Genomic DNA, 21,599 nt, shown 5'->3' with positions numbered 1-21,599 from the left:
TTAGGCCCTCTATTTTTTGGGCGATATATGCATAGAGATTTCGGCATCAAATACCACATCACCCGCCGTATTTTTTACCTCTACCGTTACCGGCACCAGGCCTTTTTCACCCACAACAATATCGCGCATCGTCGCGTAACCCCGCAACACGCCCTTTGCACTCCCCAAATAGCGCACAGTCATACCAGCAGGAATCCAACGCATACCCGCAGGCATTGATGCCTCGCATACAACGCCTCCGGCCACTTCAGCCAAGTTACATAAGGCGATCGCATGAACACTGCGAATATGATTATGCAGGGCGCGGCGCTCTTTAATTCGCACCACAGCACGCCCCGTATCCAGCTCTTCAAACACCGGCTTAATCGTGCCAAAGTAAGGCGCTTTAAGACATACGCCCTTAGAAAATAACTGTCGACCAGCAGGATACGCAGCCATTTTCTGCCACAGTTTCAAGGTTGGGTTCATTGTTTCACTCTCCATCAATATTGAGTGAACATTAGCACGGCGCCCAATGTAGACCATTGACTACAGCACCAACCTTGCTACGCCATAACAGTCAATCGCTGGTAAGAACACCTGAGTATGGCTGCCAAGAGGCTCATTTTTAGAAAAGCAGAGAGGGTATAAGGTGAACAAAAAAAAGCCCAGTGCTATAAACACTGGGCTTTCAAAATAAAGAATTGCGATTAAAAACTTACTCAGCACTCGCCTGTGCTGTGGCGGTTTCTTGAACCAAAGTTTTCAGCTCACCGCTTTCGTGCATTTCACAAATAATATCGCAGCCACCCACCAATTCACCGGCTACCCATAATTGTGGGAAAGTTGGCCAATTAGCAAATTCTGGCAGCTTTGCGCGAATATCAGGGTTAGACAAAACATCCACAAACGCAAAACGCTCACCACACTCCATCAATGCCTGTGATGATCTTGCAGAAAATCCACACTGTGGTTGATTGGGAGAACCCTTCATATAAAGAATAATTGGGTTTGCTGTAATTTGCTGCTTGATTGCTTCAATCGTGTCCATGGGTCACCTGCTGTCGGATAACGGTGATAAGGCCTAATTCACGGGGCGCTTATCCGGGGAATGTTAGCGCCATTCTAGCAATTTCAATCGCAAAAGTAATGCCCACGTGTTTAAGCCTCACCCCAACCACCCCCGCCCGGGGTCTCAATGGTGAGTATATCGCCCATCGCGGCATGCTGACTCACCTTTGCTGGCAGCGAACGACCATTTAAATAGTTCATCCCAGGCTGTCCATCACCACCCCCTGCTAGCCCCCACGGCGCAAGTGAGCGGCGCTCTGTTAGCAAGGTGAATTGAGCTGGCGCTAAAAACTCAAATTCACGCACCACGCCCAACCCACCCTGATATTTTCCGCGTCCTCCCGAGCCTTCTCTTAAAGCATAGCGACGCAATCGCAGTGGATAATGCATTTCCAAACTCTCTACAGGGGTATTTAAGGTGTTTGTCATATGGCTCTGCACCGCACTCAGGCCATTGCCCTGCGCATGCGCCCCCATCCCCCCCGCGATAGTTTCATAATAATTCCAAGCCTCGTTTTTACCATGCGTGTTTACTGTCCCGCCCATCGCAATATTATTCATGGTCCCCTGGCTCGCCGCGGGAATACGTTCAGGAATAGCCTGCGCCAAGGCACCCAAAACCACGTCAGTAATTCTCATTGAGGTCTCAACATTACCGGCGGCTACCGCTGCAGGGCGATTAGCATTTAGCAGGGAACCCTTTGGAGCAGACAATGAAATTGGCCTAAACAACCCCATACAAACCGGAACCTCTCCCGGCATTAAACAACGGAAAACGTAATACACCGCCGCCGCTGCAACAGACAAAGGACAGTTAATATTACCCGCCACCTGGGGTGCCGTGCCGCTAAAATCGACGATGACACCGGCTTCAGTTAAATTAATGCACACCGCAATTGGCAGTTTTTCGCCACCAAAACCATCGTCATCCATGTAATCAACAAATCGATAAGTTCCTAGCGGCAACTCAGCCAAACGACGTCGAGCAATGTTTTCTGCATAATCTTGCAGCTGGGCAACGGCCTCAGAAAATAACACCGGTAATGCGCCAATAACCTCTGACAATCGCGTTAAGCCTGTACGATTAGCACTGACCTGAGCGATGAAGTCGCCGTGCTGACCATCACCAAACCAACCCGTTAACAGCGCCTCATTTAACTCGCCGTTACGCACCAAACAAGTAGGCGGAATCACCACACCCTCTTCATCCAGATGCCGAGACAATGGCATCGAACCCGGAGTGCTAGAACCAATATCGGCATGATGAGCTCGGTTAACCACAAAGGCCAACAGCTCATTCTGCTCGTCAAAAAAAGGCGCAATAACGGTAACGTCGGGTAAATGTGTGCCGCCCAAAAACGGATCGTTCACCACCACCATATCGCCAGCGCGCCACTCATAGGCGCTGACAATATCTGCCATGGCGTAGGCCATGCTGCCCAAATGAACGGGAATGTGTGCAGCCTGCGCGCACAAATCGCCAGCTGCATCAAATATGGCGCAGGAGAAATCCAAGCGATCTTTGATGTTTGGTGAGAAAGCCGCACGCTGCAATACGGCGCCCATTTCCTCACACACCGACTCCAAGCGGCTAACAAATAAGCCGAGCTTAACGGGGTCTAACTGAGGAGATGTAGCCATTAGATGTTTACTCAAAAATAAGAACTGTGATTATCGCTAATATGCCTAGTGATACCAACCATCCGCAAGTCCCTTGCTGCCGAATACAATTTTTCGCGTGGAAAACACCGAATGCACATCATCCAATATCGTCACTTTTGGCCTTACCGGTAAGTGCGAACTTTTCAATAACGCACACTCAACGATGGCAACTCACTTGCACTCAGCGCCTGACCAAGATTAAATCACCCCCATAAAAAATGACGAGAGTTCAACCATGACCGCGAATATCAACCTGCCTCGAATACTGCGTATTGGCTCCGGCGCCAGCCGCAATTTAACTGCGGTACTGACCGAACTCGGCCTTAAAAAACCCTTACTTGTTAGTGATGATTTTATCGTCAGCCTCGGTTGGCTAGGCGAGCTAGAGACTCAACTCAAGGACCAAGGGTTTAGCTACAATAGTTTTACCGGCGTGGTTCCCGACCCAACCACCGACGCCATCACCGAAGGCCTAGCAGTATTGCACCAAGACCAACATGACTGTGTGGTTGCTCTGGGTGGCGGCAGTACAATTGATACAGCCAAAATGATGGCGGTCATGGCTACTCGCGACCAGCCACTACGCAATTACAAAGTGCCGCACACACTGGATGACGGCCTGCCGATCATTGCCATTCCCACCACCGCAGGCACCGGCTCAGAAGCTACCCGCGCCGCCGTAGTCACCGACACCGAAACCCACGAAAAAATGCTGTGCATGGGGCTGGGCTTAATGCCGCTTGCCGCCCTAGTCGATTTTGAACTGACCATAACCATGCCGCTACGCTTAACCGCTGATACCGGCCTTGATAGCCTATGCCATTCATTAGAGGCTTACGTAAGCCGGCGCGCCAATAGCTTTGCTGACACCTTCGCACTCGCCTCCATGTCGGCCATCGCCAAACACTTGCGCAACGCCTGCAACGAACCCGACAATCGCGTAGCCAGAGAAGCCATGATGCTGGCCGCCACCCAAGGCGGAATTGCATTTTCTAATGCCTCGGTTACTCTCATTCACGGTATGAGCCGCCCTATTGGTGGCTTATTCCATGTGCCTCATGGCATGAGCAATGCCATGCTATTACCGGATATTACCGCGTGGTCAATCATCGGCGCGCCAGCGCGTTACGCCACCTGTGCACGTGCCATGCAGTTTGCTAGCGCCAGCGACAGTGATGAACAAGCCAATCACAAATTAATTGCCGGCCTTCGCCAACTGTGTTCAGACTTACAGGTGCCAACACCGGCGAGTTATGGCATTGATCAAAGCCAATGGCAGCAAGCCATCCCCATTATGACCCAGCAAGCACTGGACTCAGGTTCGCCAGCAAATAACCCCCACATACCCAGTGCCGAACAAATATCGGCGCTCTACCAAACCGTGTGGAACAACTAATTTGTTACGCCCCCAGCGCAAACGAACACAGCAACTCACTCAAGCTGGAATAACAAGGCCTGCACCGTAAGTTAATACTGACACCAAAAACCTGAAGATCGATGCTTTTCCACCACCTAGGCCTAGAATTTCGGCCTAGTTCCTTATATTATTGAGGGTCTGACTGGGCAGCGCTGGCTGCCCTTTTGCGTTTTAAATCCTTTGTACTGTTTTTTTGCACTGTTTATCGCACCTTGATGTGCTATTCACAGCGCATGGAGATCTGTTGATGACACAGCCGGCTATAATGAACACCTACGGACGTCTACCGGTATCGTTTACCCGGGGCGAGGGTGTTCGCCTGTTCGATACAGAAGGCAAGCGCTATCTCGACAGTATTAGTGGCATCGGCGTCAATGCGCTTGGGCACAGCCACCCCGCCGTTACCGAAGCCATTCAGCAACAAGCTGGCCAATTGCTGCATACATCCAATTTATACTCGGTGGAAAAACAGCAGGCACTCGCCGAGGCGCTGTGCAGCGTCAGCGGCATGGACAATGTGTTTTTCTCTAACTCTGGCGCCGAAGCCAACGAAGCCGCGATTAAATTGGCCCGCAAACACGGCCACAATCGCAACATCGAGATTCCCCACGTTGTCGTAATGGAGCAAGCCTTTCACGGCCGTACCTTAGCGACCTTAACGGCCTCGGGTAACCGCAAAATTCAAGCAGGTTTCGAACCACTGGTACGCGGTTTTATTCGCGCCCCCTTTGGCGATATTGCCGCCTTAGAAACCATTGCCCATAACAACGACAGTGTTTCTGCAATTTTAATTGAACCCATTCAAGGTGAAGGCGGCATACACACCCTGCCAGCGGAATACCTTGCGCAATTACGCGCCCTTTGCGACAGATACGACTGGCTACTTATGCTAGACGAAGTGCAAACCGGCAATGGTAGAACCGGCAAATATTTTGCCTACCAGCACACCGACATCATGCCGGATGTGGTAGCCACAGCTAAAGGCCTTGGCAATGGCGTGCCCATCGGCGCCTGTCTCGCCCACGGTAAAGCCGCCTCATTGCTTCAACCCGGTAATCACGGCTCTACATTTGGCGGCAACCCACTGGTTTGCGCCGCCAGCCTTGCCGTGGTCAACACGCTTACTAGCAATAACACCATTGAACAAATAGCGGAAAACGGCCACTATTTGCTAGCCGGCCTTAAACAACAACTCGCCGGTGCCCCGCATGTAAAAGAAGTGCGCGGCCAAGGTTTAATGATTGGTATAGAGCTGAACACACCCTGCGCGGGCCTTGTTTCACAAGCACTAGCCAAAGGCTTACTCATTAACGTGACAGCAGAGCGGGTGGTACGTTTATTACCACCCCTAATTATTAACCAACAAGAGATTGATGAATTGCTCTCTATTCTTTGCCCGCTTATTTTAGCGTGGCCAGAACAGAGCAGCGCGGCATAATGCCGGTTCAGCAGCAAAGGTAGCCGAATGGCCTTACGACACTTTTTAACTCTCACGGATTTGAGCCCCGCCGAACTGGAACAACTTATTCAGCGTGCCATTGAACTCAAAGCCGAACACAAAGCCCGTAAAACGAGCATTCAATTTCCTAACTATGTCTTGGGAATGGTGTTTGAGAAATCCTCTACCCGCACTCGTATTTCATTTGAAGCGGGCATGGCGCACTTGGGCGGCCACGCTATTTTCTTATCGTCACGCGACACCCAGTTAGGTCGCGGCGAACCCATAGAAGACAGCGCCAAAGTAATATCATCAATGTGCGACATTGTGATGATTCGTACCTTTGAGCACGACATTATCGAACGCTTTGCTGCCAACTCTCGCGTTCCCGTTATTAACGCACTCACCGACGACTACCACCCCTGCCAATTGCTTGCCGACATACAAACCTTTGTTGAAAATCGCGGCAGCATGAAAGGCAAACAAGTTGCTTGGGTTGGTGATGGCAACAATATGTGCCAGTCCTATATAAACGCTGCGGTGATGCTCGACTTTAAATTAATGGTGGCCTGCCCAGAGGGTTTTGACCCCCGCGCCGACCTTGTTGCCGCCGCCGGCGACCACGTTGAAATTGTTCGCGATCCCGTTGACGCCGCCCGCGGCTCCGACCTGCTAGTGACTGACGTTTGGGCCTCTATGGGCCAAGAAGAAGAAAAAGCAGAGCGCCGCCGCAAACTTGCTGGCTATCAAATCAATCGCACCCTCATGGACCTCGCTAATCCCGACGCCCTTTATATGCACTGCCTACCCGCCAAACGCGGCGAAGAAATCAGCGCAGAGTTAATGGATGACCCCAACACCGTCATTTGGGATGAAGCGGAAAATCGCCTGCACGCTCAAAAAGCGCTGCTCGAATTTTTACTCAAACAAGCTGAGGCATAACAGCAGCCCGGCAAGCTACGCTGATAACGTGGCTTGCCACTCACGCCAAACCAACCAACCCACAACTCATACCTGCATCCAGCAAGCACAACAAAACCTAGCCCATCACCGCAACAATAAACATAAATGATAAGCTTTAGCATGTACGCTAAGCGCAATATTGCTTACCATGGCGAGCTACCATTACGCCCTCACTACTAAGGCCCGTACATTGCTGCAAGTTCAAGAAATCCAGTGCCAATACGAGAGCGACATCGTTGTCGACAAAGTCAGTTTCCACGTTAACGACGGTGACATCTGTAGCTTACTCGGCCCCAGCGGTTGCGGAAAAACCACCATACTGAGAGCCATCGCCGGCTTTCAAGCGCTCACCCACGGCAACATCACACTGCGCGACCACTGCCTTAGCCAACCCAATCTACTTATCGCGCCAGAACAGCGTAATATCGGCATGGTCTTTCAAGACTACGCACTTTTTCCTCACTTAAGCGTTAAAGACAATATTTGCTTTGGTCTGCGTAAGCAGCCCAGCGCCCAGCAAAACAGCATTGCTAAACGCCTATTAGACTTAGTCCAACTTGGTAACGTAGCGCACCGCTACCCCCATGAATTATCTGGCGGCCAACAACAGCGCGTCGCACTTGCCCGCGCCCTGGCCCCCAGCCCCGACCTCTTGCTGCTAGACGAGCCCTTTTCAAACCTAGATGCCGAGTTACGCAAGCGCCTCAGCTTAGAAGTGCGCGACATTCTCAAAGAACTTCACATTAGCGCCATCTTAGTTACCCACGACCAACAAGAAGCCTTTGCCTTTAGTGATCAAGTTGGGCTGTTACACGGTGGCCAACTGCAACAATGGGATATTCCCTTTAACCTTTACCACGAACCCAGCAATCGCACCGTGGCCGACTTTATCGGCGAAGGCTGTTTTCTCCCCGGCGTGATCGGCACTGAAACCAACACCATCACCACCGAACTTGGCACCCTAATGGGCAACCGCCCCTACCCATGGCTACCCGGCTCACCAGTAGATGTATTATTACGCCCTGACGACATCGTATTGAGTGACTTCGGCGGTATCTCCGCCACCGTGGAGAAAAAGGTCTTTTCTGGTAGCGCTACGCTCTACACCTTAAGCCTACCCACCGGCAGTCGAGTAGAGGCCCTGCTTCCCAGCCACCGCAATTACGCCATTAAAGAAACCGTACAAATCACGACAGAGGCAGACCATCTAATCGCCTTCAGCCGCGAAGCGTAAAAACCTCATCTAACCTAAATTTTTACGCTATAAAAAAACTGTTTTTATTCACAATCCGTCTACCCACAGGCACCAGCTGCAGAGCACCACCCACAACCAAGCTGAAACCCACGCCTCATGGGCCTCTCCAACACCGCACCATTTTTACGCACCGGTTACCGACACTTTATCCACAGAAAACGCACTAAATCTAACACTTGCGAATTCAAGCAAACCGCATTATCTTGTATCCCAACTTCAACCGAACCCCATATATAGGGTTTCAGCCTAGTAAAATAACAACGGACTATGTATCCGACCTGAAACCATGTTTCAAGGTTGTTGAAGCCCCATACAAAGCCCTCCTCCTCGCCATCGGGGACAATAAGAGGCAACGCAGGACGACTGCCGTACAAACGTTAAAGAACATCAGCAAGGGCCCGGAGATATCATGCAAACCCAACAAGACAGCAGCACCAGCGCCACAACGATTCCCCCGCACAACAACAACGACGCAGAACTCAAAGCCACCGCGCCCGGACAATTACGGGTTATTAAACGCAATGGTTCTGTCGTGCCGTATACCGACGACAAAATCAGCGTCGCGATTACCAAAGCCTTTTTAGCCGTAGAGGGTGGCAATGCCGCCGCATCTACCCGCATACATGAAACGGTTGCCAAATTAACTGATCAAGTCAGCGCCACGTTCAAGCGTCGCATGCCGTCTGGCGGCACTATCCACATTGAAGAAATTCAAGACCAAGTGGAGCTGGCGCTCATGCGTAGCGGCGAGCATAAAATTGCCCGTGGCTATGTTTTGTATCGCGCGGCCCGCGCTGAAGAACGCAGCCAACTCGCTCCTGTTGGCGAAAAAATCCACCCCAGCATTCGCGTTAAACACGCTGACGGCAGCGAGTCGCCACTGGATCTGGGTCGCTTAGAATTCATCGTTCAAGAAGCCTGTGAAGGCTTACAAGATGTTTCTGCTCAAGCGGTTCAAGACGAAGCCCTAAAAAGCTTGTACAACGGTGTACCCGAAGACGAGGTCAACACCTCACTGGTAATCACCGCCCGCGCCATGGTTGAAAAAGAGCACAACTACAGCCTGGTGACAGCGCGCCTACTACTAGACAAACTACGCGCCGAAGCCCTGAGCTTTTTAAATATTGCGCAAAGTGCAACTCAGCACGACATGAGCATCTACTACCCACAGGCGCTGCCTATCTACTTAGCTAAAGGCGCTGAACTGGAATTGCTAGATCCCCGCCTAGCCTCTGAATACGACGTTGCCGCACTGGGCGAAGCCATCAAACCCGAGCGCGACATGCAGTTCCATTACCTTGGCCTGCAAACCCTGTACGACCGCTACTTTATTCACAGCAATGAAGTCCGTATCGAGCTGCCGCAAATCTTCTTTATGCGTGTTGCCATGGGTTTGGCAATGAACGAAGAAGACCGCAATGCCCGCGCTATTGAGTTCTACGACTTGCTCAGCTCTTTCGACTACATGAGCTCAACGCCGACCTTATTCAATGCCGGCACCCTGCGCCCACAATTGTCATCGTGCTACCTCACCACCGTGCCCGACGATCTGCACGGCATATACGGCGCGATTCAAGACAACGCCATGCTGTCTAAATTTGCTGGCGGCTTGGGTAACGACTGGACACCGGTTCGCGGTTTGGGCGCTTACATTAAAGGCACCAACGGCAAATCACAGGGTGTTGTACCTTTCCTAAAAGTGGTCAACGACACCGCAGTAGCGGTAAACCAAGGTGGTAAACGCAAAGGCGCGGTGTGTGCTTATTTAGAAAGCTGGCACATCGATATTGAAGAATTCTTGGAGCTGCGTAAAAACACCGGCGACGACCGCCGCCGCACCCATGACATGAACACCGCCAACTGGATTCCTGACTTATTCATGAAGCGGGTATTCCAAGACGGTGAATGGACGCTATTCTCGCCCAACGACGTGCCAGATCTTCACGACCTGTACGGCAAGGCCTTCGAAGAACGCTTTGAGCACTACGAAGAATTGACCCGCAAAGGTGAAGTCAAACTTTACAAACGCGTAAAAGCCGGCGACTTGTGGCGCAAAATATTGTCCATGCTGTTTGAAACAGGCCACCCATGGATCACCTTTAAAGACCCATGTAATCTGCGCAGCCCGCAGCAACACATTGGCGTGGTTCACTCATCCAATCTGTGTACAGAAATCACGCTGAACACCAATAAAGATGAAATCGCCGTCTGTAACCTCGGCTCGGTCAACCTCGCGCAACACACCGGCGACAGCGGCCTAGACTTGGTGAAATTAGAGAAAACCGTTAAGACCGCGGTGCGTATGCTCGACAATGTCATCGACATTAACTACTACAGCGTGCCCCAGGCTAAAAACTCAAACTTCAAGCACCGCCCTGTCGGTCTTGGTTTAATGGGTTTCCAAGACGCGCTGTACAAGCAGCACATTCCCTACTCGTCTGACGAAGCGGTGGAATTTGCCGACCGCTCAATGGAAGCCATCAGCTACTACGCCATTAAATCCTCAAGCGATCTCGCGGCGGAACGCGGTTCTTACCAAAGCTACGAAGGCTCATTGTGGAGCCGTGGCATTCTGCCCATCGACTCTGTTGGCATCTTGGCTGAAGAGCGCGGCGCGGATTACATTGAAGTAGACCGCAGCGAAACCTTAGACTGGGCAGGCCTGCGCGCCACGGTTAAATCACAGGGCATGCGCAACTCAAACGTCATGGCGATTGCACCAACGGCCACCATTGCTAACATCACAGGTGTGTCGCAGTCTATCGAACCAACTTACCAAAACCTGTATGTGAAATCTAACCTGTCTGGCGAGTTCACAGTAGTAAACCCTTACTTGGTAAAAGACCTTAAAGCACGCGGCCTCTGGGACGCGGTCATGGTCAACGACCTTAAATACTACGAAGGCTCGGTAAACAAAATTGACCGCATACCAGACGACCTAAAAGCACTGTACGCCACCGCGTTTGAAGTAGAGCCGCGCTGGCTGGTAGACGCTGCAAGTCGTCGTCAAAAGTGGTTAGACCAAGCCCAGTCATTGAACCTTTACATAGCGGGCGCATCCGGTAAAAAGCTGGACATCACCTACCGCATGGCATGGTACCGTGGCCTAAAAACCACTTACTACCTCCGCGCCCTTGCTGCCAGCTCCACCGAGAAATCCACGGTTTCTCAAGGCTCAATGAACAAGGTGTCATCGCAATCTGCCGCACCCAAAGCCGCCGCCACGGCGTCTGCAGCAGAACCACAAGCAGCGCCCGTACCCTTGGCCTGCTCGCTGGACGATCCAGACTGCGAAGCTTGCCAGTAGCCACAACTAAGCGCTCCCAAGTTTGAACGGGAGCGCTTATAAACGCCTAGCGTTTACAAACAAACACCAACACACCAAGAATACAGAGGTTTTACCATGCTAAGTTGGGACGAATTCGACAAAGACGAAGCACCCGCACCTGCGTCAGCAGCCAAGCCCCAAGAGCCTGCCGCGGAACCCGTTGTCAGCGCAGCACTAGACAGCATGAACCAAGAAGATGCCGCCAGCGTTGCCGACCAATCCGTGCTCGACAAAGCTAACAGCGCCATCGAACACCTAGACGTTGCCGCCGGTTTAGAAGAACTGGAAATGGGCGCCGCACGCCTGCGCGTAGAAGATAAGCGCATCATTAACTGCCACCTCGACTTAAACCAACTCGTTCCTTTTAAATACGATTGGGCATGGCAGAAATACCTCGACGGCTGCGCCAACCACTGGATGCCGCAAGAAGTTAACATGACCGCCGACATCGCCTGCTGGAAAAACCCAGAAGGCCTAACCGACGACGAACGCCGCATCATCATGCGCTCGCTGGGTTACTTCTCAACCGCCGACTCTCTGGTTGCCAACAACTTGGTACTGGCGGTATATCGCCACATCACCAACCCAGAGTGCCGCCAATACCTATTGCGCCAAGCCTTTGAAGAAGCCATTCACACCCACGCCTACCAATACTGCGTAGAGTCACTGGGCATGGACGAGGCCGAAGTCTTCAATATGTACCGTGAACTGCCCTCCATCGCCAAAAAAGCCGCGTGGAGCCTGCAGCACACCCAAGCCCTGGGCGACCCCAACTTCCACACTGGCACCCCAGAAACAGACCAAGAACTGCTCCGCAACCTGATCGGCTTTTACGCCGTAACAGAAGGCATCTTCTTCTACTGTGGCTTCACCCAAATACTGTCTATGGGTCGTCGCAACAAAATGACCGGCGTCGCCGAACAGTTCCAATACATCCTTCGTGACGAGTCCATGCACCTCAACTTCGGCATCGACATGATCAACCAAATCAAATTGGAAAACCCACACCTCTGGAGCGAAAAATTCCAAGGCGAAGTGACCCAAATGATCGTAGAAGGCATGCAGCTAGAAATTGAATACGCCAAAGACTCCATGCCCCGCGGCGTACTCGGCATGAACGCTGGCATGATGGAAGAATACCTGCAATTCATCGCCAACCGTCGCCTAAGCCAACTCGGCTTAAAAGAGCAATTCCCCGGCGCGCAAAACCCCTTCCCATGGATGAGCGAAATCATGGACTTGCGCAAAGAGAAGAACTTTTTTGAGACTCGGGTTATTGAGTATCAGACTGGTGGGGCGTTGAGTTGGTAGGTTAAAACCATCCCCCTAATTCGCGCTAGAGGAAATATTTTAGCGCTAATTAGAGACTGCGCCCGGAAGGATTCACTGGGCGTAAACTCAATCAGCTAAACTCTCTTGATAAAGAGTCCGACAAAAGGGATCTACGGTTGAACGGCTGGCATGAATACAACTCATCAAATACGGTTTTTATTTACATACACGGATTGTTTTCAAATTCAGAGAAATGCTGGACGACGAGCGAAGGAGTGTTTTGGCCTGACTTGCTAAAAGCAGACCCCCGATTCAATAAACCCAGCATTTATCTTGCGGAATTTTACACCTCGATAAAATCCAACGATTACGGCATTAAAAATTGCGCAACTGAGGTTTTTAGCGCGCTATCTCGAACATGCAACAACAACCATCCCGCACCAATAGAGAAAACAAATATTATATTTGTTGGGCATAGTACCGGAGGGATAATCGCACGATATATTATTGAAGCCAATTCCGATGCATTCATCGGAAAAAAAATTGGCCTTTGCCTATACGCCTCACCGTCCTACGGCTCCAAGTTATCAAATAGCCTAGGATGGCTAGCCTCACTATTCAACAACAAACTAGCCAAAGAACTAAGCTGGGGAAGCAGCATACTAGATGATTTAGACGATCGATTTCTTACCTTACTAGAAAGCAAACAGATTGATATCTCAGGTATGGAAGCATACGAAAACAAAGCCCCATTCAAAATTCCATTTTCCAGAAAAAGAGTTGTACCAAAAATTTCGGCTGCAAGATACTTCTCCAAAAGAGTATTAGTTCCAAACACCGACCACTCGTCAATTTCAAAACCAACGTCTACAGATTCACTTTCCCATCAATATCTATTTGACTTTTGCAAGCACTCCGACCTCCTCACATCAAACAGGACAGGACTAATTAGCAGAGATTCTCTTTTCGATCGATATGAACCAAAGTATGAGAATTACTATATCGAGAGAGAAGCTGACATCGAACTTTCAAACCAGATAAAAAACTACAGCATCTGGGTTTGCGGAGAATCAGGGACAGGAAAGACAGCGTCAATCACAAGAATGTTCTCACTTCAAAAACAAACCCCTCAATTTATCTCACTTGGTCGATACATCGATCACTCACCCGAAAGTCTAATACAAGAAACGTACATAGAGATATCAAACAAGCAAGACTTAGGAAAAGTTATCGGAGTAAATGAATGTCTTTCGAGAATAATTAATGAAATTAATTATCTAACCAGAGAATCGACATACCTTTTATTCATTGAAGAAATTCCAATTACAGATCAAGAAATGTTTTCGAAGTTTTCAAATTTTATATACATAATTATCTCTTCGATAGAGAAGCAAAAAAATTTCAGAATCGTTTTGTCCTCCATCTACAAACCGAATATCGATTTAGACCCCGAGCTTATAAAAACTTTCGAACGGTTCAAAATTCTGGAATGGAATCGCTGGAACGAAAAAGACATAGATCGACTTATTATGACAATTTCAAAAGATCTGAATTTAAACGAAAATCCATTAACAGCAGCCGATTTCAATGGGACGCCACGAAGCGTAAAAAACAAATTCAGAGAATTAATTTCGAGAGTACGATAGGAATATGAAGCAAAAAAAACTAATACCAAGCACAATCATACCTAAAAATTTGTACATTGACCGCCTTGCCGACAAACAGCTGCGAGAAGTGATCGAAGATATGGGGCGACCTGGCTACATATTAGTTGCACGACAAATGGGAAAAACGAACCTCCTAATCAATGCCAAGAGAACACTGGAGGGAAAAAATGACATCATTTGCTACATTGACCTTTCAAACAGAAGCAGCTCAGACAGGGAATGCTTCAGAAATATTATTGATAAAATATTAGAAACAAATACTGAAAAACTAAGTGAAATAACTGATGAAATCCACAAAAAGAGAGAAGAATTAAACTCCAACCCTCAAAGAGAGCACGTAAGAGAACTAAGACTAATTTTGGGGGAAATCCAAGGGAAACTAATTATCAATCTTGACGAGATTGACTCACTCACAACTGCAGATTACTCCGACAAAATATTCGCACATGTTAGAAGTATTTATTTCGAAAGAATAAATTTCAAAGAATTCGAGAGACTTAGCTATATCATTTCAGGGGTTGCTGAACCTAGTGAAATAATAAAAGATAAATCCATATCGCCCTTCAATATAGGGCAAAAAATACTACTCGGAGACTTTAATTACAAAGAGTTCGAAGAACTTCTAAAAAAAGCCGACATCGAATTATCTAGAGATGTAAAAGATAGGATATTTTATTGGGCAAATGGAAACCCTAGATTGACATGGGAAATTTGCTCTGCGGTCGAGGACAATATAATCGAAGGACTTAATCTTTGCGGCGAATCTGTCGATGAAATTGTATTTAACAATTACCTGACGAGTTTTAACAAGCCGCCAGTAGACCATATAAGAGCGTTAGTGCGAGCCGACAAAGAACTACGTGAAGCAGTTGTCGCTATTAATTATGACAAATCAGACATTCTTTCCGACAGAGTCAAAAGCAGACTTTATCTCGCCGGAATATTGGGATCAGACTACGAATACGGCGATATTCGAATTAAAAACAGAATCATAGAACACGCCCTGGATGAGACATGGCTTGCGGATATAGATAGAGCAGAAAAACTATCCTTTAACAAAGCGGAAGAGTATTTCGAAAAAAGAAGATATGGCGACGCAATAGAAATTTACAAACAAGTCAAATCTGAAGCCAAAGATGGTGACCAAGAATTTATGGCCGCATCTTACAAGCTAGGTCTTAGCAACTTCCACTTAGGCAACTATCAAAAATCAATTAATGAAATGGCGGATGCCCTTTACGATAAAAAAGGTTATCGCGATTTATATATGGATCAAATTTATACTTTAGGCATGTGTAACTATAAAATCGAAAAAGACGAGCAATCTCTTAATTATTTCAATGAAATAATTTCAGATAAAAACAATCCTTTTTACCATGAGGCACTTATAAATAAAGCGGCCATTCTAGTAAGAAGTGGTCAAGATGACTCAAGAAATGAAGCTATATCACTAAATAAAGTCGTCATAAACTTACATGAGCAAGGCGAAATTATAAAGAGTCAAGCCATTTCAGGCGCTTACTACAATGTAGCCACTCTCTCAAAAGAAGACCCTGAATATTCGTACGCTAATTTCTGTAAAGCAGCAACTGCGGCCGAACCTAAAAATTCAGTATCACCTTTAATAGAAGCAATAAACCTAAATTCAAAATCAATAGCGACTCACTTCCCAGAAATTATTGAGGCACTAAAATTTAATGAGATAAAGCTGGATGAGGCAGGATTCAAATCAGGGCTAGAGCTAAGCGGAGCCAAGCTGGCAGATCTTATCACTACTCTGCACACAGCCAAGAAAATTGATCTAGTAGATGAACTATTTTCAATCATACAAAATCATTGCTTCAATGAGATATCAAACTGCGCTGAAGCAATTCTTGATATTTCATTGCTATGCCTTAATTCAAATGAAATTGACACAGCTAAGCTAGCCCTCAACAAACTCAAGGGGCTTGACCGAAAGTTCAGCACTCCAGAAGCGGTGTTTTTAGGAAACAAATACCTTTCTTTCATCGATCCAAATGATGAAACAGCAATAGACTTCTATCTCAAAGGCTTTCAAAATTATATTGAAACTACTGATCACGTTGATGTAGCAATATTTGAACGTGAAATTTCGAAGTTGATATCTAACAGTGAAAATGATAAAGCTGTTAAATATGCAAACTTAATTATCAATCTTGATGGTTTAAATCATGGAACTATTGGTGCTAAGCTGCTTACCATACTTTTTTTAAAAATGAATGCCCAAAAAGAGCAATCAAAAGTAGTAGAAGAAGCGCTGACTATTAGGAAAATAATTTCGAACATTGAGAAGGACGGGCTCCCATTGTCGCCCTCTGGCAAGGACAATCTCCCTTACATCAAGAGGACCACAGAGCGGATGTTGATTTCCAATCAACCCATTAAACAATTTATAAGAGAAGAAAAGAAATATGGGCGAAATGATATAATAAAGGTTAAATATGAAGACGGGAGGATGGAAACCAAAAAATTCAAGTATGTTCAGGAATCCATAAAAGCAGGTCTATGTATAATTGTTGAATAATACTTAGTCATCCTACTCAACGCATGAGGGTCAAGTCTTGAGAGGAAACGGGGTCGGGTCTTGCCTTTTGCCCCGCTAACCACAAGACCAAAGAACTCCCGGGACAATTTACTTATTTCCAGCACATCGCGGCTTTGTCACGAAAACCACGATCACGTAATTTTTGAGAAAAGCGATGATAGTCCACTCGGGTAGCTACATCGATAATGACATCTACATCATCAGCTCTACGAATGCCAAATCGCGCTGACTCGTCCACCAATAATATGGTTGTACTGCCACCAACAAACGTGACCTGTGGCAGCAAATCACCTAAAGCTTTTGCGGCCGCCTCTAGTTGCAGCAAGTTAAGATCTTTCATCGACTATCAATTCCCTTTGATCAGTTGCGTTAACATCTCCCTAGCAATAGCAAGCTCTCGCGGCTTCCCGCCTCGAATAGCTTCTACCAAAGCCAGCGCCTTATACAGCCTGTCATTTTTGCTAGTGGCGATTGGCACGGCGTTATGAATTGGCCGAACCCACGCACCCTCTACTGAGCCACCACTAACCGGCCAAACTTGCGCGGGAGCCGGAGGGCTAAGATCGCTATTAAGTAACGGGCAGTTCCACGATGTTGGCATCCCTCGCCCATAACCCACCACCTCTTGAGGGTAAGCATAACGAAGCCCATAACACAGCCATTCCAGTAGCGCGTTTGCGTCAACAAACAGACCAGCAGATCGCTGCACCACTAAGTGCGAGGCCTTGAGCCGCTTAGTGGCCTTACTCACCTCACTAGGACTAATACCAAGCGCCTCAGCAATATCACGCACGCTCGCGGTATCGCCATCCCGATTTAAAGACCAGTATTTAAGGGCAAGTAAGGTATCTTGTGGTTTAAGCTCCAATTATGATCACCGCTCAAGCTGTTTCCTGTTTCGACATAGGAAACAATCTAGATCAAGCAACCAAAGTTAGTCAAGTACTTATTCAACAAGCCCAAGAAATGAAAATTTAGAGGCGGAGTAAAAATTCCCTCCGACGAAGGTCTTTGACTAACCACCCCCCGCCCCACCCTTACTAACCCTCCGCGACACAGGAATAATAAAACCCACTTCCAAACCAAAAGGCCTAGCAATTTTCTTCAGGGTTTCCAGTGTCGGGTTGCCCTTGTCTCGCTCTAATTCCATTAATACCCGCGGCGCAATGCCCAACACATTTTTGGCGTATTGCTCTTGCGTCATGCCGACAATTTTGCGCATTTTGCGGGCGGCTTGGCCTAGAGAAAGTTCGCCGTCGGCGAGCTGACGCTGCAATTCCAGTTTTTTCTCGGTGGGGTTACTCAGTAGCTTCATAAGGTTACCCCTTCAAACCAGAGAGTGCAGCCGTTTCCCAATCAATGGCGTGCTTACGCTGCCGAATGACTGCTGCCTCTACACCTTTTTGAACCATACATATTGTCTCTGTATTCACAAAAAGCCCCGCACTGTTCTGGCCAAGCAAACAGGCCATCATAGTAGCCAAAAAAGTGAGCAGCACGAGTAAAGTAGATACTTTAGTATCCTAAAAATAGCATCAACCCAATTAAATAGGCTACTTTAATATCTAAATTCTTAACCCTGCTACTGAGCCATATTGAACTCGACGACAAAAGCCCGCGTTTACGCCAATACGGCTCAGAGAGAACTATTCCCAGCGCACACCAAATGCAAAGGAAATTATCAGCCACCCAAAGAGAAAAACTTCTTTGAAACTAGCGTGATTGAATATCAGGCTGGTAGCACCACAACTCAATAAGTTGTACTATTTTACCACATTCCCCATTAATTCATTGTTTGCACTACTATTATGCAACAAATTTCGCTACCCGAGCTTGGCAAGCGCTTAAGCGCAGCCCGCAAAGAACGCTTCCCAAAAGATGGTGTACGCGGTTTCGCGCCACGTATTGGCGTCAGCGTCTCAACCCTAGTAAAAATGGAACAGGGTAAATTGTCGGTGTCACTCGGCAACTACCATGAGGCCGCCAGAGTTCTTGGTCTGGAAGAGCAATTCAACCAGCTCTTCGTTATGCCGACGTCCTTATTCGATGATTGATAAAGCTCGCTACGCGCTACATATCGACCTACCAAGCACTGGGCGAATCCAAGCCGCGGACATTGTGATCATTGAAGATCACGGGCATGTTGAACAAGTCGGTTTTCGGTATCGCCCTGAATACCTTGAGCTACCGAGCGCTATCGCCATTGATCCGATTTGCCTGCCGTTGTCACCCAAAGAGCGCGCCATAGCATGTCGCGGCGGTCTGCCCGCCTTCCTTGACGACTACCTACCAGACGCTTGGGGCCGTCGTGTACTTAGTTATGCGGTGCTGAAGAAGACTGGCGAGAAGATGAACGCCAATAGTGCTATCGCCTGTCTAAACGCCTTACGACGCAGCCGAATTGGCGCACTGGAACTCACCGCAGTCAACGAGCAGCCGTTGTACCAATTAGGTATTGCTTGGGAAGAACTCGCTCAAGCTGAAAAAATTGCTCATCAAATTGATACCTTATCATTTGAAGAAATTCCGGCCGAATCCCTAGATCTAATATACCTAGCCAACGAAGGATCCGGCGCTGGCGGCGCTCGCCCAAAATCCTTGGTCTATCGGGGTGACGACGCCTTTCTTGCCAAATTCAACCGGCTAGGAAGCGATCAATTCAACGTCGCTCGCGTTGAGCTAGCGTGTCTCAAGATGGCCAAAGCCGCCGGTCTACGTGTCTATGGCGGCGAACTGATCGAAGATATAAGCGGTCGCGATGTGCTGTTACTGCAGCGCTTTGATATTTCTGGCTCCCACCGGCGTCACCTTATTTCTATCAATGGCTTACGCAAGGACGCTTACCAGCGGGACGACGTGGGTGTCTTTCGATACGACGACATTCACAGATTACTGCAATCACACAGCACCCATTTTCGTGAAGATGCAGAACAGCTGTTGCGGCAAATGCTGTTTAATCGAGCGATCAACAATACCGACGATCACGAGCGCAATTTCTCAATGATCAATGACGGCAGTGGTTATCGCCTATCGCCCGCCTACGATTTAGTGCCCAGCTTAACAACGGGGGCGTATCATGTTGCTGGTTATCAATACTCGCCCTATCCGCCAAAACCCAGCGAAATCATAAACCACGGGAAAGTATTCGGATTAGACAAAACTACGGTAAAAAACATATCAGACCAGATTATAGATGCCATTCAGCAATGGAAGGATTTCGCATCAGAGTGTAAGGTCAGTGATCCAGATTACGAATCGATAACACGCTTACTAGCAGTTTAAAAAATGTCGCCCATTTGACACCTGAAACACCCAGCCCGCAAGGAGGTGATCAAGGCATCAAATCAGGCGCCACGGGAAGCACAAGGAACACTCAATTATATGAAAATGACAAAATTAGTCTTTAGCGTGTTAGTACTGCTTACTGTGCTACTTACCAGCGCCTGCGGCCCACTTATTCACGCCAGCAGCCCAGCAGCCGATGAGGAAGCTGTGCTTGCTAACGGGCACGCTCTTCTAGACGCCTTTGAAGCCAAAATCCAACAAGGGCAGTACACCCTTGAAGAGCCCAATGGCTATTCTCGGAGGACCACCTTTCGTGATTCATCAAACAGAGAAATACCTCTAAGACACTTTGAAGACTACTCTTGCCTGAGCATATACAAGCTATGGCCCAATGAAAATTTCAATGCCTATGCTAAGAATGATGGCCTGATTCGCGCCTTAGAAGAGCGCTATGGGATCTTATATCAGAAACAGAGAGAAGAAGATTTTTATTGGGACTACACCTATGACCATCCCAAAATGCATATCACCTCACGGCGTGTCTTTGTGGTGGGTGATGGCACTCAGGTGTTTGAGGTCTATCAGAAAACCTTGGACCCAAGAAGGGGCTGCGCTCTACTAAACTTATCAAGAGGCGATGCCTATGTTAAGCAATATATCAGGCTCTACAGCATCCACGGTGAGCCGGATTTGGCGCGCCTAACAGCGCCTGTGACCGATCCCGAAGCCTATATTAAAGCGGTAATAAAGGTGGATGGTTCCTACGATTACAGCGCGCGAAAATATGCTGAGGCGCTTGAAAACAACGGCCGAAGAAATGCCGCATTCGAGTTGCGAAATCGCGAGAGCGCCCGAATGAGCAACGAGCACTTTGCCGCCACGTATAACCGCGTCATGAGCCAAACCGCCGCTACCGCAAAAGCTAACTCCGAGTTACACCAGCGCTATCGCGACCGAGCCAATAACAGTTATCAGAGCCACAAATGGCGTTCTAACGGCGGTAGTAGTAGCTCTAACGGCGGCAGCGTTAGCAGTGGAAGCTCTAGCAGTGGTGGCTCCAACAGCTGGGACAAGGACTTTGCAGAAAGAAGAGAACGCGCCCGTAACGAGGAAATGCGCAACACCGTACTCGCCACAGAAGCCATTGAGAAAAGCCAACAACGACAGGAGGCGCGCACAACGAGCGAGCCCGTAAAAGGCACGCAATACACAAAAGTAAGCTTGGAAGCCTACGGCACCACGGATATGCACTTTGCTTATGATCAGGCCTTAAATTTGGCCGAAACCAATGCCTACAATGCAGCAGCTAGCTCCTGCGCCGCTCAAAATGGTCGATTAGAAAAAGGTAGCGGCACCATGGCCAAAAAGAACTGCAAAGAAAATGGGTCAGGCGAACACCGCTGTGAAGTCAATATGCTGTTTACCTGCAATAAACGATAATAAGCAGTCGTTCAGATTTATCCTAACCGCTAGCTGTTTTTACACTGTGCATTCCGCTCAGTTTAAAAACGCCTAGCAATGAGGGCCGTGAACATGCAATCACGCGCCCTCGACACTTAGCTTTTTTGCCGATGTGATACTGAAATATTAAACCCCAGTTCAAAACCATTGGGCCAGAAAATTTTCTACAGGGTTTCCAGTGTCATGCCGAAGCACAATTCAGCCAAACAGGTGAATAGTGAGGCTTTCCAGTAAT

At 48.3% G+C, this 21,599-nt stretch carries 17 protein-coding genes; 11 read left to right on the top strand and 6 right to left on the bottom strand.

Translation table 11 applies throughout. The features are described 5' to 3' along the window. Positions 1 to 9: 9 nt before the first annotated feature. The 3 genes from AELLOGFF_RS01310 to AELLOGFF_RS01300 form a co-directional block, all read right to left on the bottom strand. Complete coding sequence (locus tag AELLOGFF_RS01310) at positions 10 to 468, bottom strand: hotdog fold domain-containing protein (protein WP_159266969.1); 459 nt, start codon at positions 466 to 468, stop codon at positions 10 to 12. A 229-nt stretch (positions 469 to 697) separates the two neighbouring features. After that, positions 698 to 1,030 carry a Grx4 family monothiol glutaredoxin gene (gene grxD, locus AELLOGFF_RS01305; RefSeq protein ID WP_159266968.1) on the bottom strand — a complete coding sequence of 111 codons (333 nt, stop codon included), beginning with the start codon at positions 1,028 to 1,030 and terminating at the stop codon, positions 698 to 700. 110 nt (positions 1,031 to 1,140) lie between these two features. Then, on the bottom strand, positions 1,141 to 2,691 hold the full coding sequence (locus AELLOGFF_RS01300) for a hydantoinase B/oxoprolinase family protein (protein ID WP_159266967.1): 1,551 nt from the start codon (positions 2,689 to 2,691) through the stop codon (positions 1,141 to 1,143). Between the two features lie 256 nt (positions 2,692 to 2,947). Here AELLOGFF_RS01300 and AELLOGFF_RS01295 point away from each other — a divergent pair, with 256 nt between their 5' ends. The 8 genes from AELLOGFF_RS01295 (at position 2,948) to AELLOGFF_RS01260 (ending at position 16,597) form a co-directional block, all read left to right on the top strand. Beyond that, on the top strand, positions 2,948 to 4,108 hold the full coding sequence (locus AELLOGFF_RS01295; RefSeq protein WP_159266966.1) for an iron-containing alcohol dehydrogenase: 1,161 nt from the start codon (positions 2,948 to 2,950) through the stop codon (positions 4,106 to 4,108). Positions 4,109 to 4,376: 268 nt separating this feature from the next. Further along, on the top strand, positions 4,377 to 5,567 hold the full coding sequence (locus AELLOGFF_RS01290) for an acetylornithine transaminase (RefSeq protein WP_159266965.1): 1,191 nt from the start codon (positions 4,377 to 4,379) through the stop codon (positions 5,565 to 5,567). A gap of 27 nt (positions 5,568 to 5,594) precedes the next feature. Then, a complete protein-coding gene (argF, locus tag AELLOGFF_RS01285) occupies positions 5,595 to 6,509 on the top strand; it encodes an ornithine carbamoyltransferase (RefSeq protein WP_159266964.1) in 915 nt (304 codons plus the stop codon). A gap of 169 nt (positions 6,510 to 6,678) precedes the next feature. Next, positions 6,679 to 7,764, top strand: coding sequence for an ABC transporter ATP-binding protein (locus AELLOGFF_RS01280; protein ID WP_159266963.1), 1,086 nt, complete (start codon positions 6,679 to 6,681; stop codon positions 7,762 to 7,764). A gap of 430 nt (positions 7,765 to 8,194) precedes the next feature. Then, positions 8,195 to 11,092, top strand: coding sequence for a ribonucleoside-diphosphate reductase subunit alpha (locus tag AELLOGFF_RS01275; protein WP_159266962.1), 2,898 nt, complete (start codon positions 8,195 to 8,197; stop codon positions 11,090 to 11,092). A gap of 96 nt (positions 11,093 to 11,188) precedes the next feature. After that, positions 11,189 to 12,424 (top strand): ribonucleotide-diphosphate reductase subunit beta, encoded by a 1,236-nt coding sequence (locus tag AELLOGFF_RS01270; RefSeq protein ID WP_159266961.1) that lies wholly within the window; start codon positions 11,189 to 11,191, stop codon positions 12,422 to 12,424. Between the two features lie 137 nt (positions 12,425 to 12,561). Beyond that, positions 12,562 to 14,031: a hypothetical protein gene (locus tag AELLOGFF_RS01265; RefSeq protein ID WP_159266960.1), complete on the top strand. Its 1,470-nt coding sequence runs from the start codon at positions 12,562 to 12,564 to the stop codon at positions 14,029 to 14,031. Between the two features lie 4 nt (positions 14,032 to 14,035). Continuing rightward, the gene (locus AELLOGFF_RS01260; RefSeq protein WP_159266959.1) at positions 14,036 to 16,597 is read left to right on the top strand and encodes an AAA-like domain-containing protein; all 2,562 of its coding nucleotides are present in this window, start codon (positions 14,036 to 14,038) and stop codon (positions 16,595 to 16,597) included. 112 nt (positions 16,598 to 16,709) lie between these two features. On the opposite strand, the gene AELLOGFF_RS01255 is transcribed toward AELLOGFF_RS01260, so the two are convergent. The 3 genes from AELLOGFF_RS01255 to AELLOGFF_RS01245 all read right to left on the bottom strand — a co-directional run bounded on the left by AELLOGFF_RS01255 (position 16,710) and on the right by AELLOGFF_RS01245 (position 17,933). After that, on the bottom strand, positions 16,710 to 16,958 hold the full coding sequence (locus tag AELLOGFF_RS01255; RefSeq protein WP_159266958.1) for a hypothetical protein: 249 nt from the start codon (positions 16,956 to 16,958) through the stop codon (positions 16,710 to 16,712). Between the two features lie 6 nt (positions 16,959 to 16,964). Continuing rightward, the gene (locus tag AELLOGFF_RS01250; protein WP_159266957.1) at positions 16,965 to 17,486 is read right to left on the bottom strand and encodes a MarR family transcriptional regulator; all 522 of its coding nucleotides are present in this window, start codon (positions 17,484 to 17,486) and stop codon (positions 16,965 to 16,967) included. Between the two features lie 147 nt (positions 17,487 to 17,633). Beyond that, positions 17,634 to 17,933, bottom strand: a complete 300-nt coding sequence (locus AELLOGFF_RS01245; RefSeq protein WP_159266956.1) for a helix-turn-helix transcriptional regulator — start codon at positions 17,931 to 17,933, stop codon at positions 17,634 to 17,636. Between the two features lie 493 nt (positions 17,934 to 18,426). On the opposite strand from AELLOGFF_RS01245, the gene AELLOGFF_RS01240 reads away from it, so the two are divergent. The 3 genes from AELLOGFF_RS01240 to AELLOGFF_RS01230 all read left to right on the top strand — a co-directional run bounded on the left by AELLOGFF_RS01240 (position 18,427) and on the right by AELLOGFF_RS01230 (position 21,343). Further along, positions 18,427 to 18,672 (top strand): helix-turn-helix domain-containing protein, encoded by a 246-nt coding sequence (locus tag AELLOGFF_RS01240; RefSeq protein WP_159266955.1) that lies wholly within the window; start codon positions 18,427 to 18,429, stop codon positions 18,670 to 18,672. Continuing rightward, complete coding sequence (locus tag AELLOGFF_RS01235; RefSeq protein WP_200842579.1) at positions 18,665 to 19,900, top strand: type II toxin-antitoxin system HipA family toxin; 1,236 nt, start codon at positions 18,665 to 18,667, stop codon at positions 19,898 to 19,900. Before AELLOGFF_RS01240 ends, AELLOGFF_RS01235 begins: the two co-directional genes overlap by 8 nt. A 99-nt stretch (positions 19,901 to 19,999) precedes the next feature. Then, positions 20,000 to 21,343, top strand: coding sequence for a hypothetical protein (locus AELLOGFF_RS01230; protein WP_159266954.1), 1,344 nt, complete (start codon positions 20,000 to 20,002; stop codon positions 21,341 to 21,343). Positions 21,344 to 21,599: the final 256 nt, after the last annotated feature.

It is taken from the genome of Zhongshania aliphaticivorans (assembly GCF_902705875.1).
Taxonomy (GTDB): Bacteria; Pseudomonadota; Gammaproteobacteria; order Pseudomonadales; family Spongiibacteraceae; genus Spongiibacter; species Spongiibacter aliphaticivorans_A.
The sequence above is the reverse complement of the archived record's forward strand: the minus strand, read 5'-3'. Positions and strand labels throughout refer to the sequence as shown.